A 16,158-nucleotide genomic window follows, 5' to 3' on the forward strand; every position below is an offset into this window, starting at 1 on the left:
TACGTGCTGACAGGGCGGACGTGGCAACTCTGGCACATCTTGGCGAGAGCCGAAGACACGGGTCCGCTAGGAGGCATTCGCCCACCTCACCGGGGAGATCGTCCGTTTTCGCACGGGTTCGCCAGTGCGCGCGGATTGGCACTTTCGGTGACCCTTGTGCGCATTTTCCGTGGCCTGTTCGAGCTGTTCGGTAGCGACGGCCCGCCTGCTACCGGCGGGGCGGCGGGCCGTCCTTCGGGCGGCCCGGCACCCCGGGGCGCCGCTGCCAGGGCAGCGGGCCGGCGGGTGGCCGGTAGGCGACGCCGAGGGCGTCGAGACGCCGGTAGTGGGCGGTCATGCGGCGCTCGAAGCCGGCGAAGTCCCGTTCCGCCGGGTCGGGCAGGGCGCTCCAGGCGACCTCGGCGAAGGCCGCGAGCCGGGGGAACGTCTGGTAGTCCACGCGTGCCTGGTCCTCCAACACTTCGGTCCACACGTTGGCCTGGGTGCCGAGCACGTGCCGGGCCTCCTCGGGCGTCAACTCCGGCGGCACGGGCTCGAATCGGTAGACGTCCTCCAGGGTGCGCACCCACCCGATCGGTACCGGCTCGTCGGGGCCCGGGGCCTGACGGTGGTCCAGATACACCTGCTGCTCGGGGCACATGACGACGTCGTGGCCGGCCCGCGCGGCGGCGATGCCTCCGGCGTAGCCGCGCCAGGAGGACACGGCCGCGCCCTTCGCCAGCCCGCCCTCCAGGATCTCGTCCCAGCCGATCAGCCGGCGCCCGCGCACGGAGAGCCAGGCGTCGAAGTGCCCGATGAACCACGACTGGAGCTCGTCCTCGTCCGCGAGTCCGAGTTCCCTGATGCGCGCCTGGGCGGTCTCGGACCGCCGCCACTGGCCCTTGGGGCATTCGTCGCCGCCGACGTGGACGAACTCGGACGGGAACAGCTCCAGTACTTCCTCGAAGACACCCTCGTAGAAGCGCAGGGTGTTGTCAGTGGGGGCGAGTACGTTCGGGTTGATTCCCCAGGTGTCCCAGACGGAGAGGGATGTGCCCCCCTCAATGGATGCAGCGATGACGTCGGTGTTGCCGAGTTCCGGGTACGCGGCGATGGCGGCCTGCGAGTGGCCGGGTACGTCGATTTCGGGGACGACGGTGATATGCCGCTCGGCGGCGTAGGCGACGATCTCCCGGATGTCGTCCTGGGTGTAGTAGCCGCCGTGCGGCTTCTCCTCCCACAGCGGCGAGGCCCGGTGGCCGGTTTTCGTCCGGGCCCGCCAGGAGCCGATCTCCGTCAGCCGTGGATGCCGCTGGATCTCGATGCGCCAGCCCTGGTCGTCCGTCAGATGGAAGTGGAAGACGTTGAGTTTGTGCGCCGCCATCAGATCGAGATAGCGCAGGACACCTTCCTTGGGCATGAAGTGCCGGGCGACGTCGAGCATGAGGCCGCGCCAGCGGAAACGGGGGGCGTCCTCGATCGTGAGGTACGGCACGGCCCAGGCGCGGTCGCGGCTGAGCGGAGCCTTGCGGTACGCGTCAGGGCCGAGAAGCTGCCGCAGGGTCTGGGCACCCCAGAAGACACCGGCCGCGCTGCCGCCCCCGATGAGGACGCCGTTCCGGTCGCTGACGAGGCGGTACTCCTCGGGGCCGAGCTCGGGATCGAGTTGGAGCCCGATGCCGTCGCCGCCGACATCGTCGAGTTCCCGCCCCTCGCGCAACGGCAGACCGGTGGCCTGCCAGAGAACGGTGCGCAGCCAGTGGCCGACGCCCTGCGTCCCGGAGCAGGCGTAGAGCCGGGAGTGCGTCGTCAGCCGCACCTCGCCGGTGATGGCGACGACGCTGCGGGGCTTCGGGATCAGTTCAGTCACGTCAGTCCTTCACCGCTCCGCCCGGTCCGCAGACAAGGCCATCGGCAGCGTCGACTGGGAAGTGTCATGATCGGCAAGGTGGTCCGAAGAAACGGAAGCGGAATCGTGTCACGGCGGTCGCGGCGAGAAACGCGATGAGTGCGGAGGCGATCTCCACACAGCCCGCGACGACGACGAGGCTGTTGAGTGCTCCCTGGCCTGAAGGAGCCTTGCAGCATCCCGCGCAACGCCCGGACGACAGCACAAAAGCCCCCAGGGCGCCCAAAGCGCACCCTGGAGGCCTTACGCCCCGCGCGGGCGGGCGTTACTTGTCGCCCTTGCCCTTGTCGTCGTCGCCGGAGCCCATGGACTCGTAGATCTCCTTGCACATGGGACACACCGGGTACTTCTTCGGGTCGCGGCCCGGCACCCAGACCTTGCCGCACAGCGCCACGACGGGGGTGCCGTCGAGGGCGCTCGCCATGATCTTGTCCTTCTGGACGTAGTGGGCGAAGCGCTCGTGGTCACCGTCACCGTGGGAGGTCTGCGGCGTCGGCTCTACGAGGGTCCCCGTACCAGTCCCGCGCTCGGGCTCGAGAGTGCTCATGAACCCAAGGGTACTGAAGCTCACAGACATCAGTTGAGCGAAGGGTCGTCCGGGTACGTCGCCACCATCGCCAGCTCGTTGCGCTGGCGGCGCAGCACCTCGCGCCAGAGCCTCTCCGGGGACGGCGAGGAGACGTCACCGGGCTCCGACTCGACGACGTACCACGCGCCGTCCACCAGCTCGTCCTCCAGCTGGCCCGGGCCCCAGCCGGCGTATCCGGCGAAGATCCGCAGCGAGCCGAGGGCGGAGGCCAGCAGTTCCGGCGGGGCCTCCAGATCGACCAGACCGATCGCGCCGTGCACCCGGCGCCAGCCCAGCGGTGCGGCCTCCCCGGACGCGCCGCCGGGGACGACGGCGACCCCGAGGGCCGAGTCCAGCGACACCGGGCCGCCTTGGAACACGACGCCGGGTTCGCCGGCGAGATCCCCCCAGCCCTCCAGGATGTCGTCCACGTCCACCGGGGTGGGGCGGTTGAGGACGACACCGAGGGAGCCCTCCTCGTCGTGGTCGAGGAGCAGCACCACCGCGCGGTCGAAGTTCGGGTCCGCCAGGGCGGGCGTGGCCACGAGCAACCGCCCTGTGAGCGAGGACACCTCGGTCATGCCAGACATGATCCCGCATCTTCCCTCCACGCGGGGAGGCAATGCGGGGACGGGAGTGAACGCGGCCATGAATCAAGGATGCGGCCTGGTAAGGCCTCGATCGAGGGTGACGGCGGGAGACGGGCGGGCGCACCGATACGTCCGGCGCGCACGGACGTGACCGTGACCCCACGTGCCCGGCACGGAACGGTTCGTGTTGTGACAGAGCTATGACGTGGCTGGGTCTGACTCAGGCTTACGGAAGGGGGGTGGAGGGCGATTACCCTTTCCCTCCTGGCCCCTGCCCGACTCCACGGAACGCGAGATTCATGACCGTCAACGACGATGTCCTGCTTGTCCACGGCGGAACCCCGCTGGAGGGCGAGATCCGTGTCCGCGGTGCGAAGAACCTCGTACCGAAGGCCATGGTGGCAGCGCTGCTGGGCAGCGCTCCGAGCCGGCTCCGCAATGTTCCGGACATCCGTGACGTACGGGTCGTTCGGGGTCTGTTGCAGCTGCACGGCGTGACGGTCCGTCCGGGGGACGAACCCGGCGAACTGGTGATGGATCCGACGCGCGTGGAGAGCGCGAACGTCGCTGACATCGATGCCCACGCGGGTTCGAGCCGTATCCCGATCCTCTTCTGCGGCCCCCTTCTGCACCGCCTCGGCCACGCGTTCATCCCGGGCCTCGGCGGCTGCGACATCGGCGGCCGGCCCATCGACTTCCACTTCGACGTGCTGCGGCAGTTCGGCGCGCGGATCGAGAAGCGGGCGGACGGGCAGTACCTGGAGGCGCCGCAGCGGCTGCGGGGCACGAAGATCCGGCTGCCGTACCCGTCCGTGGGCGCGACCGAGCAGGTGCTGCTGACGGCGGTGCTCGCCGAGGGTGTCACCGAGCTCTCGAACGCGGCTGTCGAGCCGGAGATCGAGGACCTGATCTGCGTCCTTCAGAAGATGGGCGCCATCATCGCGATGGACACCGACCGGACGATCCGCATCACCGGTGTGGACCAGCTCGGCGGCTACAACCACCGCGCCCTGTCCGACCGCCTGGAGGCCGCGTCCTGGGCGTCGGCCGCGCTGGCGACCGAGGGCAACATCCTCGTCCGTGGCGCCCAGCAGCGCTCGATGATGACGTTCCTGAACACCTACCGGAAGGTGGGCGGGGCCTTCGAGATCGACGACGAGGGCATCCGCTTCTGGCACCCCGGCGGCCAGCTGAAGTCCATCGCGCTGGAGACGGACGTCCACCCCGGCTTCCAGACCGACTGGCAGCAGCCCCTGGTGGTGGCCCTGACCCAGGCCACGGGCCTGTCCATCATCCACGAGACGGTCTACGAGTCCCGCCTCGGCTTCACCTCCGCCCTGAACCAGATGGGCGCCCACATCCAGCTCTACCGCGAGTGCCTGGGCGGCTCCGACTGCCGCTTCGGCCAGCGCAACTTCCTCCACTCGGCCGTCGTCTCCGGCCCCACCAAGCTCCAGGGCGCCGATCTGGTCATCCCCGACCTCCGCGGCGGCTTCTCGTACCTCATCGCGGCGCTGGCGGCCCAGGGCACGTCCCGCGTCCACGGCATCGGCCTCATCAACCGAGGCTACGAGAACTTCATGGAGAAGCTCATGGAGCTGGGCGCGAAGGTCGAGCTCCCCGGCAAGGCGCTCGGCTGATCCCGGCCCTGGAGCAACGCCCGCCCGGCTGGGGGTCCGGGGGTCATCCCCCGGGAAAGCACAGCATGGAGAAGCTCATGGAGCCGGGCGCGAAGGTGGCACTGCCGGGCAGGGCGCTCGGGTAGTACACGCAGTCAGCACACGCAGTGATGCCAAAGGGGCGGCCACCCGATTCGGGTGGCCGCCCCTTTGGTGTCACTGTGCCTCGTACGTCGTCCTGAGACGTACGAACGACCAGGTCACTTACCCTTGGCCGCTTCCTTGAGCTTGGAGCCCGCGGAGACCTTCACGCTGTAGCCAGCCGGGATCTGGATGGGCTCGCCGGTCTGCGGGTTGCGGGCGGTGCGAGCGGCACGGTGGGTGCGCTCGAAGGTCAGGAAGCCGGGGATCGTGACCTTCTCGTCCCCCTTGGAGACGATGTCGCCGACCACGTCGGCGAACGCGGCCAGCACGGCGTCGGCGTCCTTGCGGGTCACCTCGGCGCGGTCGGCCAGCGCGGCCACCAGCTCACTGCGGTTCATGTTGTTACTCCCGTGTTCATCTTGCCGTTGAGGCGTCAGATCGAAGCCGATGCTGCCAGGGTCCTCAATGAGTCCCCGGACCCGGGTCCGTCGTCAGACCCTCGCGCCCAGGGAGGCATCCTGCCTCTACCTGCGGCGGGAAAGCCAATCCGGCACCCGGCGGAGTCGTGAGAACACCCTTGGGGAGTCACACGAAAAGAGGGCCTGAGCCTGGCCGCCACGATAGGGGTCCGCCGCTGACAGTGGTCTTGCGACGCGCCGTTTTCCGGGTTGCCGTGGGGATCCTCACAGTCCGGGGGCTGTCGCCCCCGGACTCACTGCGGGCCGAGCGGCCTCGTCCTCAGACGCCGGACGAGCTGCTGACCGTCGCGCCCACCGCCTTGGCGGCCTCCCGGACCGCTCCGGCGACCGCGCCCGCGACCTTGTCGTTGAAGACGCTCGGGATGATGTAGTTCGGGTTCAGCTCGTCCTCGGTCACCACGTCCGCGAGGGCGGTCGCGGCGGCCAGCATCATCTCCGTGTTGACCGTGCGGGACTGGGCGTCCAGCAGACCGCGGAAGACACCCGGGAAGACCAGCACGTTGTTGATCTGGTTCGGGAAGTCGGAACGGCCGGTGGCCACAACGGCCGCGGTCTGGCGGGCGATTGCCGGGTCGACCTCGGGGTCCGGGTTCGCGAGCGCGAACACGATGGCACCCTCGGCCATGGCGGCCACGTCGTCGCCGTCGAGGACGTTCGGGGCCGAGACGCCGATGAAGACGTCGGCGCCGCGCACGGCCTCCTTGAGCGTGCCGGTCAGGCCCTCGGGGTTGGTGTTGTCGGCGATCCAGCGCAGCGCCGAGTCCGGGGCGGCGTCCACCAGGTCCTCGCGACCCGCGTGCACGACACCGTGGATGTCGGCGACGACGGCGTTCTTGACGCCCGCGGCCAGCAGCAGCTTCAGGATGGCCGTACCGGCCGCGCCGGCACCGGACATGACGACCCGGATGTTCTCGATCGCCTTGCCCGTGACGCGAAGTGCGTTCGTGAGGGCGGCGAGGACGACGATCGCGGTGCCGTGCTGGTCGTCGTGGAAGACGGGGATGTCGAGGGCCTCGCGCAGCCGGGCCTCGATCTCGAAGCAGCGGGGAGCGGAGATGTCCTCCAGGTTGATGCCCGCGAAGCCCGGGGCGATCGCCTTGACGATCTCGACGATCGCGTCGGTGTCCTGGGTGTCGAGGCAGATCGGCCAGGCGTCGATGCCGGCGAACCGCTTGAACAGGGCCGCCTTGCCCTCCATGACGGGCAGCGCGGCCTTCGGGCCGATGTTGCCCAGGCCCAGCACGGCGGAGCCGTCCGTCACGACCGCAACGGAGTTGCGCTTGATGGTGAGGCGGCGGGCGTCCTCGGGGTTCTCGGCGATCGCCATGCAGACGCGGGCCACGCCCGGCGTGTAGACCATGGACAGGTCGTCACGGTTGCGGATGGGGTGCTTGGACGCCATCTCGATCTTGCCGCCGAGGTGCATGAGGAAGGTCCGGTCCGAGACCTTGCCCAGCGTGACGCCCTCGATGCCGCGGAGTTCCTCGACGATCTCGTCCGCGTGCGCGGTCGACGAGGCCGCGATGGTGACGTCGATACGGAGCTTCTCGTGACCGGATGCGGTGACGTCGAGGCCGGTCACCGAGCCTCCGGAGGACTCCACGGCGGTGGTGAGCTGCGAGACGGCGGTTCCGCTCGCGGGCACCTCCAGCCGGACCGTCATCGAGTAGGAGACGCTGGGCGCCGTTGCCATGGCCGACTTCCTCTGCTTTCACCTGACGCTGATTTGTGCCGTCCGATCGTCGCACCTACCGCCGGGTAGCAGGTAGCCACCCTCGATTGCGAACTTTTTGTTCGCGGAACAGGCCAGCAAAAAGAGACCCACGTCACTCTGACGTGGGTCCCTCGGGAAGTAAGCGACACCGACCCGCCATGCTCGCCTCGCGGCAAGTGGTCGCTCGTAGCGACGATGGTTGGGCCCGGGGGCTTGGATCGGGCCGGTGCCACGTCCAGGCTAACAAACAGATCCCGTAAGGCCATTCCCGTACCGGGAGTTCATTTCACCGACAAGTGGGTATCCGGGCACGGTCCGCCGGAAGGACCGGAAGGACGGGTCAGTCCCTGAGCAGGTCCGGTACTCCCGCCGCGTCGGGCTCGTCCCGTTCGGCCGAGACGACCGTGAGCTGCTGCGTGGCCCGGGTCAGTGCGACGTAGAGCACACGCAGGCCGGCCGGGGACTCGTCGGCGATCTCCGCCGGGGAGACCACGACCGTCGCGTCGTACTCCAGGCCCTTCGCCTCCAGGCTGCCGAGGACCACGACCCTCCCCCAGTCTCGGCTTCGCTCGACCGGGGGGACCCCCATGCCGAGCCCGGCGAGCCAGCGGCGGGCCTCCTCTCGGCGCTGCATGGCGACGACCACACCGACCGTGCCGTCGACGCGCTCCAGCAGCCGGGCCGCCTCGGCGCGGACTGTTTCGGCCAAAGTGTTGTCCACGACTGTGAAGCGGGGCTCGACTCCGGTGGAGCGGACCGCCTTCGGGGACGCGGAGCCGGGCATGGCCAGGGCCAGCACCTTCGAGGCGAGCTCGGCGATCTCGGCCGGATTGCGGTAGTTCACCGTGAGCTCGAAGCGGCGGCGCGGACGGGTGCCGAGGGCCTCGTCGCGGGCCTCGGCGGCCTCGTCCGGGTCGGACCAGGAGGACTGGGCCGGGTCCCCGACGACCGTCCAGGTGGCGTGCCGGCCACGGCGGCCGACCATGCGCCACTGCATCGGGGTGAGGTCCTGGGCCTCGTCGACGATGACGTGGGCGTACTCGGTGCGCTCGGCGGCCAGCCGCTCGGCGCGCTCGCGCTGCGACTCCTCGCGCACCGGCATCAGCTCCTCCAGACCGGTGAGCTGGTCGAGCGGATCGAGTTCGCGCTTCTTCCGGGGGCGGGCCGGGGCGCCGAGGACGGCCTGGAGCTCGTCGAGCATCGCGATGTCGTGCACCGAGTAGCCGTCTCGCCTGAGGGAGCGGGCGACCTTGCGGATCTCCCCGGGGTTGAGGATCCGCCGGGCCCAGCGGCCGAGGCGCCGCTCGTCGGCCATGGCGTCCAGGACGGCCGCCGGGGTCAGTTCGGGCCACCAGGCGTCGAGGAATTCGATGAAGGCGTCCTCGGAGGTGATGTCCTCGTCGAAGGAGGAACGCAGCTCGGCGGCGAGCTCCGGGTCGGCGTGGCGGCCGGCCGCGCCGGACTGCTCCCACAGGGCGTCCAGGAGAAGCTTGCGGGCGCGGGGGCGCAGCAGGTTCACGGGGGCGGTGCCGCCGAGGGCGGCGCGGCGGATGCCCGCCAGCTGCTCGGCCTCCAGCTCCAGTCGGCGGCCGAAGGCGACCACGCGCAGCCGGGCCGGTGAATCGTTCAGCTCCAGGGCTCCGCGCGCGGCCTTGCGCAGCACCTTGAGCATGCGGGACGAGCCCTTGGCGCGGGCCACGGACGGGGAGTCGTAGAGCGTGGCCTCGGCGCCGTCGACGAGGGAGCCGATGGCGCGGATGGCGACCTGGCCCTCCTCGCCGAGCGAGGGCAGCACGCCCTCGGTGTAGGCGACGAGCAGCGGGGTCGGCGAGACGATCAGGATGCCGCCCGCGTACCGGCGGCGGTCCTGGTAGAGGAGGTAGGCCGCGCGGTGCAGGGCGACGGCGGTCTTGCCGGTGCCCGGGCCGCCCTCGACGTAGGTCACGGAGGCGGCGGGGGCGCGGATGACCAGGTCCTGCTCGGCCTGGATGGAGGCGACGATGTCGCGCATGGTGTGGCTGCGGGCCTGGCCGAGCGCGGCCATCAGGGCACCGTCACCGATGACGGACAGCTCGTGGCCGTCGAGGAAGGCCGTCAGCTCGGGGCGCATCAGGTCGTCCTCGACGCCGAGCACCCTGCGTCCCTTGGAGCGGATGACCCGGCGGCGGACGACCCGGCCGGGGTCCACGGGCGTCGACCGGTAGAAGGGAGCGGCGGCCGGCGCCCGCCAGTCGATCACCAGCGGGGCGTAGTCCTGGTCGAGGACGCCGATGCGGCCGATGTGCAGCGTCTCGGCGATGTCGGCGGTGTTGTCCTCACGGATCGAGCCCTCGGCGGGTTCGACGGCGGTGTACGCACCGTCGGGGCCCTTCTTGCCGTCCTTGCCGCGCAGCAGGTCGATGCGGCCGAAGAGGAAGTCCTCGAACTCGTTGTTCAGCCGGCTGAGGTGTATGCCCGCGCGGAAGACCTGGGCGTCCCGCTCGGCGAGCGCGCCGGGGGTGCCGACCTGGCCGCGCTGGGCCGCGTCGTTCATGAGGAACTCGGCCTCGTGGATCTTCTCCTCGAGACGCCGGTACACCCGGTCCAGGTGTTCCTGTTCGACGCCGATCTCTCTGTCTCTCAGGGAGTCGAGCGCGGTTTCCTGTTGAGCCTGAGCGGCCACCGGGCCCCCTTCTGACGTGCTGGGCAGCCGTCCACCGTACGCGAAGGGGACCCGGTAAGGCTACGCGTCGACCTCGACCAGCCGCTTGCCGTCGAAGGTCACTACCTCGAAGTGGTCGATCTCGTTCGGCTCGAAGGCGGCGCCGCCCTGGACGTACAGCGGCTCCTTGGCCTTCTCGGACTTGGCGTCCGGCAGGCCGTAGCCCCATTCCGGGACGGACCAGGAGGACAGGGTCTCCCGCTCGCCGTTCTTGCCGACCGCGACGAGGGCGCACTTGAGCGGGCCCTTGACGTTCTTCAGCTCCAGGACCATTCCGGTGCCCCAGTCCTTCTTCTGGACTGCGACGGTCGCGGAGACCTTGGTGTTCGGGTCGGTGGCCGTGATCTTGTCGGAGATGCCGTCGAAGGCTTCCTTGGCGGGACTCGACGCGAGCGGGCGGTTCTCCGCGCCGCCGCCGTCGCCGCCGTTCGTCGCGACCGCGACGAAGGGACCGCCGATGATCAGCGCGCCGGCCGCGGCCACCATGTAGAAACTGCGGCGGCGCTTCTGGGCGCGGCGGTCGGCGACCTCGTCGACCAGCTTCTCCACCAGGCGCGGCCGGGGCTTCGCGGACAGCGACTCGCCGATCGCGGGCGTGCCGGAGCCGGGCAGGTCGGCGAGGGCGGCGAGCATCGGCTCCATGCCGGCCAGCTCGTCGAGCTGCTGGGCGCACCATTCACAGGTCGCGAGGTGGGCTTCGAAAGCGGTTGCTTCGGCGTCGTCGAGGATGCCGAGAGCGTAGGCGCCGACGGTCTCGTGCTCGTTCGGCACCGGAGATTCCTGCATGGGTCCAGACATACCCATGCCTCCCGTGCCGAACCCCTGGTTTCCCCCGTAAACACTCATCACGCCGTCACCCCCCGCTCCTCCAGTGCCAGCTTCATCGAACGCAGGGCGTAGAACACCCTGGAGCGGACGGTTCCGCTGGGTATGCCCAGGGTCTCGGCCGCCTCATTGACCGTACGCCCCTTGAAGTACGTCTCGACGAGCACCTCCCGGTGAGCGGGGGTCAGGTCGTCGAGTGCGTCCGAGAGAGTCATCAGCCACAGCGCCTTGTCGATCTCGTCCTCCGCGGGGATGACCTCCAGCGGCGACGGGTCGACCTCCTGCGGCCGGGCCTGCCGGCTGCGGTGGCCGTCGATGACGATGCGCCGGGCGACCGTCACCAGCCAGGGGCGTACCGATCCGGTCGCCCGATTGAGCTGACCGGCGTTCTTCCAGGCACGGATGAGCGTCTCCTGCACGACGTCCTCGGCGCGCTGCCGGTCTCCGGCGACCAGGCGCAGGACATACGCAAGCAGGGGTCCGGCGTGTTCGCGATAGAGCGCACGCATCAGCTCCTCGTCGGGTTCCGAGGGCTGGGACATGCGATGTCGGGCCCTCGGTGCACGTTCATTGGCCACGACGGAATCCTTGCGCACGCCCACCTCCGGTGTCCGGGGGTTCCCCCAGTCGGTCGCTCCACATGCCGTACGGACGTGAGGCGTTGGGTGTTCAAAGAGACGTGACAGATTTCTTCGGAGTGGCGTGACGAGGGGGACATGGGAGCACATTCCCACCCCGCGTTCTTTACATTTCCGCCACAGCGACCAGATCAAGCCAGGCCTTCCCTACGGGTGCGTAGGTAAACGGCGTGTAATCGAAATCACTTCGACAGTGCATCCGCAGAAGTCGCATTTAGGACAGGGAAATTGAATGCAGCGACCACCCAACGGCCTTGCCGTGAAGGGCAAAAGGGACTTAAGCGCGGGTGAGTGCCGCGCGGCGGCGGTGCCGGGCGACCCGTTCGCGGTTCCCGCAGACCTCGCTGGAGCACCAGCGCCTCCTGCGTCCCCGGGAGGTGTCGAGGTACACGATGGGGCAGTTGTCGCCCTCGCACTCCCGCAGGGCCGCGCGGGCGACGGGGTCGGTCAGCAGGTCCACGGCATCCCGGGCGACGGCCGCGAGCAGGGCGGGGCAGCCGGGCGGGCCGTCCAACTGACGTACGAGCTCGCCGTCTCCGCCGCGGACGGCGCGCGGGGCAGGGGGTGCGGTACGGGCGAGGTCGTTGACGCGCGCGAGCGCGAAGTCGTACGCCCGGGCTCCGGATCCCGACCAGCCGCGCACCAACCGGTCGACCTGCCCGCGCAGTTCGCGGAAGGCGACCAGCCAGGTGGCGTCGGCGTGGGCCAGGGCGGTGTCCGCCGGGACGAGCCCGGAGCCGGTGATCCAGACGCGCAGCACGTCCACGGAGTCCAGCCGTTCCTCCGGATGCGTGGTGGAGAGCAGATCGAGGCAGATCCGCCCGGCATCGAACCGCAGCTCGTACGGGGCCGTGGCCGTACCCAGTGCCATGTGCCTGTCACCGCCTAGGGTGCACCCCGGTCGCGAGGGGTTCGGCGGGGTGCCAGTGAGAGGGCTGGGAAACCGTTCCCTCTTACAGTGCCTGCCCACTGCGGCGCCGGAAACCCCTCGCACGGGCCGGTCGTGAGGGACGGCTCCGCCCGGGCACGGGTTCCGGCCATGGCGTGCACGCCACGCCGAGCGGGCCCGGTCGCGCGGTGGGCGTCAGCGTGGCGGTATTTCGCCCAACTCGCGGATGCGGTCACGCGTCCGCGTACTTCGTCTCCGCTGCCGGGTCCAGGGCGAGGCGGTAGCCCCGTTTGACCACCGTCTGGATCAGTTTCGGCGTGCCGAGGGCCGTGCGGAGGCGGGCCATGGCTGTTTCGACCGCGTGCTCGTCGCGGCCGGAGCCGGGGAGGGCGCGCAGGAGTTCCGCGCGGGCGACCACCCAGCCGGGGCGGCGGGAGAGCGCGCGGAGGAGGGACATACCGGCGGGCGGCACGGGCTTGAGGTCACCGTCCACCAGGACGGCATGGCCGCGGATCTCCACCCGGTGTCCGGCGATCGGCAGCGTGCGTGCCCGGCCGGGCAGTTCCTTGCAGAGGAGCTGGACGAGGGGGCCGAGCCGGAAACGCTCGGGCTGGATGGTGTCAATGCCGCGGGACTGCAGCGGCAGGGCGGTGACCGGACCCACGCAGGCCGACAGTACGTCGTGGCTCAGGGCCTCCAGTACCTCGTGGAGCATCCCGCGCTCCTCCGCCCGGGAGAGCAGGGAGGCCGCGGCCGGGGCACTGGTGAAGGTCAACGCGTCCACGCCCCGGGAAACCGTCGCGTCCAGGAGGCGGTCCACCGGGGCGATGTCCTCCGGCGGCATCCACCGGTAGACGGGCACGCCCACGACCTCGGCCCCGCCCTCCCGCAGCGCCTCCACGAACCCGGGCAGCGGCTCACCGTGCAGCTGGATGGCGATCCGCAGCCCGTCCACGCCCTCCTCCAGCAGCCGGTCGAGCACCTCCGCCATGGACTCCGACGACGGCGACCACTCCTCCGTCAGCCCGGCGGCGCGGACCGCGCCCTTCACCTTGGGGCCGCGTGCCAGGATCCGTACGCCGCCGAGCCGCGACAGCAGATCGTCGCCGAGCCCCCAGCCGTCGGCGGCCTCGACCCAGCCCCGGAAACCGATCGCGGTCGTGGCGACCACGATGTCCGGCACCTGGCGGATGAGCTCCTTCGTCGCGCCCAGCAGCTCGCTGTCGTCGGCGAGCTGCACGATCCGCAGGGCAGGGGCGTGCAGAACGGCGGCACCGCGCCGCTGCAGCAGCGTGCCCAGCTCGTCGGCCCGGCGCGCGGCCGTCACGCCCACGGTGAAGCCCGCCAGGGGCCCGTGGTCCGGTCGCTGTTCTTCCTCGTACATGGCTCTCGTCCCGCACTCGAGTCGTCGTACTTATGGGTACGGCGTACCTACATGCCGATCGAGCCTGTCAACGGCTCGTGACAGGCTCGGATCGGCTTGATGTCGCTCGTGTTACCGATGCCGTTGTCCGCCGGATCGACGGCTGCGGGCTTCGGCCGGGGATCCGGGGGGATGGCCCCGGATCAGCACAGCGTCACACCTTGGCGTAGCTGAGCTGCGGCTCCGCCGAGGTCGCCGTCGTGGCGGGTACCCGGGGAGCCGTACGGCGAAGGTATACGGACCAGGTGACCACGAAGCAGACCGCGTAGAAGGCGAGGAAGGCGATGAAGGCGCCGGTGCCGGAGCCGTAGGAGATGAAGGACTGGCGGAAGGCGAGGTTGATGCCGACGCCGCCGAGCGCGCCCACCGCGCCGATGAGTCCCATCGAGGCGCCGGAGAGGCGACGTCCGTAGGCAGCGGCCGCTTCCCCCTTCAGCCCCTTGGCGAGGGCCTTGTTCTGGAAGATGCCCGGGATCATCTTGAACGTCGAGCCGTTGCCGAGCCCACTGAGCACGAACAGCACCACGAACGCCACGGTGAACAGCGCCAGCGACTTCTCCATCGAGGCACCGATCAGGATCGCCGTCGCGACGCCCATGCCGACGTAGTTCCACAGACTGATCTTCGCGCCGCCGTACTTGTCGGCCAGCCAGCCGCCCAGGGGCCGGATCAGGGAGCCGAGGAGCGGACCGATGAAGGTGACGTACGCCGCCTCCAGCGGGGTGCGTCCGAACTGGTTCTGCAGGACCTGGCCGAAGGCGAAGCTGTAGCCGATGAAGGAGCCGAAGGTTCCGATGTAGAGGAAGGACATGATCCACGTGTGGGCGTCCCGTGACGCGTCCTTGGCGGCACCGGTGTCGTTCTTGACGTTCTCCAGGTTGTCCATGAACAGCGCGGCCATGACCGCGGCGACGAGGATCAGCGGGATGTAGATCCCGAGCAGCACGCGCGGCCCGCCGCCGGCGCCGATGATCGCGAGCGCGGCCAGCTGGATCACCGGTACGCCGATGTTGCCGCCACCCGCGTTCAGACCGAGGGCCCAGCCCTTCTTCCGCAGCGGGAAGAAGGCGTTGATGTTGGTCATGGAGGAGGCGAAGTTGCCGCCGCCGATGCCGGCGAGCAGGCCGACGAGCAGGAAGGTGGAGAAGGAGGTGCCCGGCTCCATCACGGTGAACGCGGCGACCGTAGGGACGAGGAGGAGGCCGGCGGAGATGATCGTCCAGTTCCGGCCGCCGAAGATCGCGACGGCGAAGGTGTAGGGGACGCGGACGACGGCGCCGACGAGCGTGACCATCGAGGTCAGCATGAACTTGTCGGCCGGGGTCAGCCCGTACTCCGGGCCCATGAAGAGGACCAGCACGGACCACAGGGTCCAGATCGAGAAGCCGATGTGCTCGGAGAGCACGGAGAAGAAGAGGTTCCGGCGGGCGACCTTCTCCCCGGTCTCCTTCCAGAAGATCTCGTTTTCCGGATCCCAGTGCTGGATCCAGCGTCCGCCCCTGCTCGGGGGTGCGGGTGCCGTGCCAGGGCCTGTCATGACGCCTCCACTTGCTCCGGGACTCGGTCGTTCCATGAGTGCTGATCCCGAAGGTAGGGAGGACGCGTTTCGTGGCTGTGCCAGCGGGTGACCGCGAGGGAACTTTGCTCTCACCCCTGCCTTGGGCGGGATGAGAGGTTCGGTGGCGTTGTGTCAGCGTTGCGGGGGCTGCCAGTGGGGATTCTGCTGGGGATACGGCTGGTTGTAGGGGCCGGGGGGCTGGCTTCCGTACGGGCCGGGCGCGGGCTGGGCGGGGTACGGGCCCGGTGCCGGCTGCGCCGGGTACGGGCCGGGCGCGGACTGGGCGGGGTACGGGCCCGGTGCCGGCTGGGCGTACGGTCCCGGTGCCGGCTGGGCGTACGGTCCCGGCGCCTGCTGTCCGTAACCTGCGTGGGCGCCCCCGGCCGGAGTGGGCATCCCGCCGGGCTGACCCGGCGCACCCGCGTACCCCGGCGCCCCAGCCGCCTGCGCACCGCCGTACGGTCCTCCCCCGAACGGATTGCCGTGCCCCGGCAGCTGCGCCCCGGGCGGCAGGTACCGCAACCGCCCGTTCTCATCCGTCACCGGCATGAAGCCGGCCGCCTGCAACCTGGCTGCGAACTTCGTGTTGCGCTTGCGCGTGACCAGCAGCCCGATGCCGAAGATCGCCATGAACAGCAGCCACACCACACCCGCCGCGACGAAGTCGAAGGACTCACCGCCGGCGCGGAAGGCGAGGACCACGCAGCCGACGGTGATGCCGAGGGCCGCCCAGCCCATGCGCTTCTCGGCGTTCTTGCCGGTGAGGTCGAAGTTGATGCGGGCCTTGAGGAGCTCGAAGGCGTCCGGCACGAGCGGCGGGAGGGAGACACCGTCGCCGGCGCCCGGGTACTGCGCCCAGTTCTGTGCGGCCCGGGCCCGGGCCTGCGGGCTGGGGTCGGGCAGGATCAGCATGGTGAGCGCGCCGTTGCGGCCGGTGCTCTGCCGGACGTCCGCGTACTCGTAGCCGAACTGCTGGGCGACGAAGGCCAGCCGGGCGAGCTTCTTCACGGACGCCATCGGGCTGGTGAGCTCGACCGGCTCTCCGCTCGCCATCAGCCGCAACATCTTCTGTGTCTGCCGCTTACTCATCCCACCGCTCCCCCGGGCCACTGACTGCTCACA

General features: G+C 70.0%; 13 protein-coding genes. 1 reads left to right on the forward strand and 12 read right to left on the reverse strand.

Features of this window, described 5'->3' with window-relative positions; all coding sequences use genetic code 11:
• Positions 1 to 208: 208 nt before the first annotated feature.
• From ACZ6TU_RS35490 to ACZ6TU_RS35500, 3 genes are all read right to left on the reverse strand, one after another.
• Positions 209 to 1,849, reverse strand: a complete 1,641-nt coding sequence (locus ACZ6TU_RS35490; RefSeq protein ID WP_467667885.1) for a beta-N-acetylhexosaminidase — start codon at positions 1,847 to 1,849, stop codon at positions 209 to 211.
• A gap of 304 nt (positions 1,850 to 2,153) precedes the next feature.
• Positions 2,154 to 2,435: a DUF3039 domain-containing protein gene (locus ACZ6TU_RS35495; protein ID WP_010039914.1), complete on the reverse strand. Its 282-nt coding sequence runs from the start codon at positions 2,433 to 2,435 to the stop codon at positions 2,154 to 2,156.
• 29 nt (positions 2,436 to 2,464) lie between these two features.
• Positions 2,465 to 3,037, reverse strand: coding sequence for a YqgE/AlgH family protein (locus ACZ6TU_RS35500; protein ID WP_307175486.1), 573 nt, complete (start codon positions 3,035 to 3,037; stop codon positions 2,465 to 2,467).
• 308 nt (positions 3,038 to 3,345) lie between these two features.
• Here ACZ6TU_RS35500 and murA point away from each other — a divergent pair, with 308 nt between their 5' ends.
• Positions 3,346 to 4,686 carry a UDP-N-acetylglucosamine 1-carboxyvinyltransferase gene (murA, locus tag ACZ6TU_RS35505; protein WP_467667882.1) on the forward strand — a complete coding sequence of 447 codons (1,341 nt, stop codon included), beginning with the start codon at positions 3,346 to 3,348 and terminating at the stop codon, positions 4,684 to 4,686.
• 239 nt (positions 4,687 to 4,925) lie between these two features.
• Here the strand turns inward: murA and ACZ6TU_RS35510 are convergent, their stop codons facing one another.
• The 9 genes from ACZ6TU_RS35510 to ACZ6TU_RS35550 form a co-directional block, all read right to left on the reverse strand.
• A complete protein-coding gene (locus ACZ6TU_RS35510) occupies positions 4,926 to 5,207 on the reverse strand; it encodes an HU family DNA-binding protein (RefSeq protein WP_003990598.1) in 282 nt (93 codons plus the stop codon).
• Positions 5,208 to 5,547: 340 nt separating this feature from the next.
• On the reverse strand, positions 5,548 to 6,981 hold the full coding sequence (locus ACZ6TU_RS35515) for an NAD-dependent malic enzyme (protein WP_467667880.1): 1,434 nt from the start codon (positions 6,979 to 6,981) through the stop codon (positions 5,548 to 5,550).
• A 361-nt stretch (positions 6,982 to 7,342) separates the two neighbouring features.
• A complete protein-coding gene (locus tag ACZ6TU_RS35520; RefSeq protein WP_467667878.1) occupies positions 7,343 to 9,664 on the reverse strand; it encodes a HelD family protein in 2,322 nt (773 codons plus the stop codon).
• 60 nt (positions 9,665 to 9,724) lie between these two features.
• On the reverse strand, positions 9,725 to 10,549 hold the full coding sequence (locus ACZ6TU_RS35525) for an anti-sigma factor family protein (protein WP_469552963.1): 825 nt from the start codon (positions 10,547 to 10,549) through the stop codon (positions 9,725 to 9,727).
• Positions 10,549 to 11,070: a sigma-70 family RNA polymerase sigma factor gene (locus ACZ6TU_RS35530; protein ID WP_010039908.1), complete on the reverse strand. Its 522-nt coding sequence runs from the start codon at positions 11,068 to 11,070 to the stop codon at positions 10,549 to 10,551. The genes ACZ6TU_RS35525 and ACZ6TU_RS35530 overlap by 1 nt, the downstream gene beginning before the upstream one ends.
• Positions 11,071 to 11,443: 373 nt before the next feature.
• A complete protein-coding gene (locus tag ACZ6TU_RS35535; protein ID WP_469552964.1) occupies positions 11,444 to 12,037 on the reverse strand; it encodes a CGNR zinc finger domain-containing protein in 594 nt (197 codons plus the stop codon).
• A 250-nt stretch (positions 12,038 to 12,287) separates the two neighbouring features.
• Positions 12,288 to 13,439, reverse strand: a complete 1,152-nt coding sequence (locus tag ACZ6TU_RS35540; RefSeq protein ID WP_467667872.1) for a uroporphyrinogen-III synthase — start codon at positions 13,437 to 13,439, stop codon at positions 12,288 to 12,290.
• Between the two features lie 193 nt (positions 13,440 to 13,632).
• On the reverse strand, positions 13,633 to 15,015 hold the full coding sequence (locus tag ACZ6TU_RS35545; protein ID WP_467667870.1) for a nitrate/nitrite transporter: 1,383 nt from the start codon (positions 15,013 to 15,015) through the stop codon (positions 13,633 to 13,635).
• Positions 15,016 to 15,168: 153 nt separating this feature from the next.
• Complete coding sequence (locus tag ACZ6TU_RS35550) at positions 15,169 to 16,125, reverse strand: hypothetical protein (RefSeq protein WP_469552965.1); 957 nt, start codon at positions 16,123 to 16,125, stop codon at positions 15,169 to 15,171.
• Positions 16,126 to 16,158: the final 33 nt, after the last annotated feature.

It is taken from the genome of Streptomyces sp. NPDC052064, assembly GCF_055585925.1.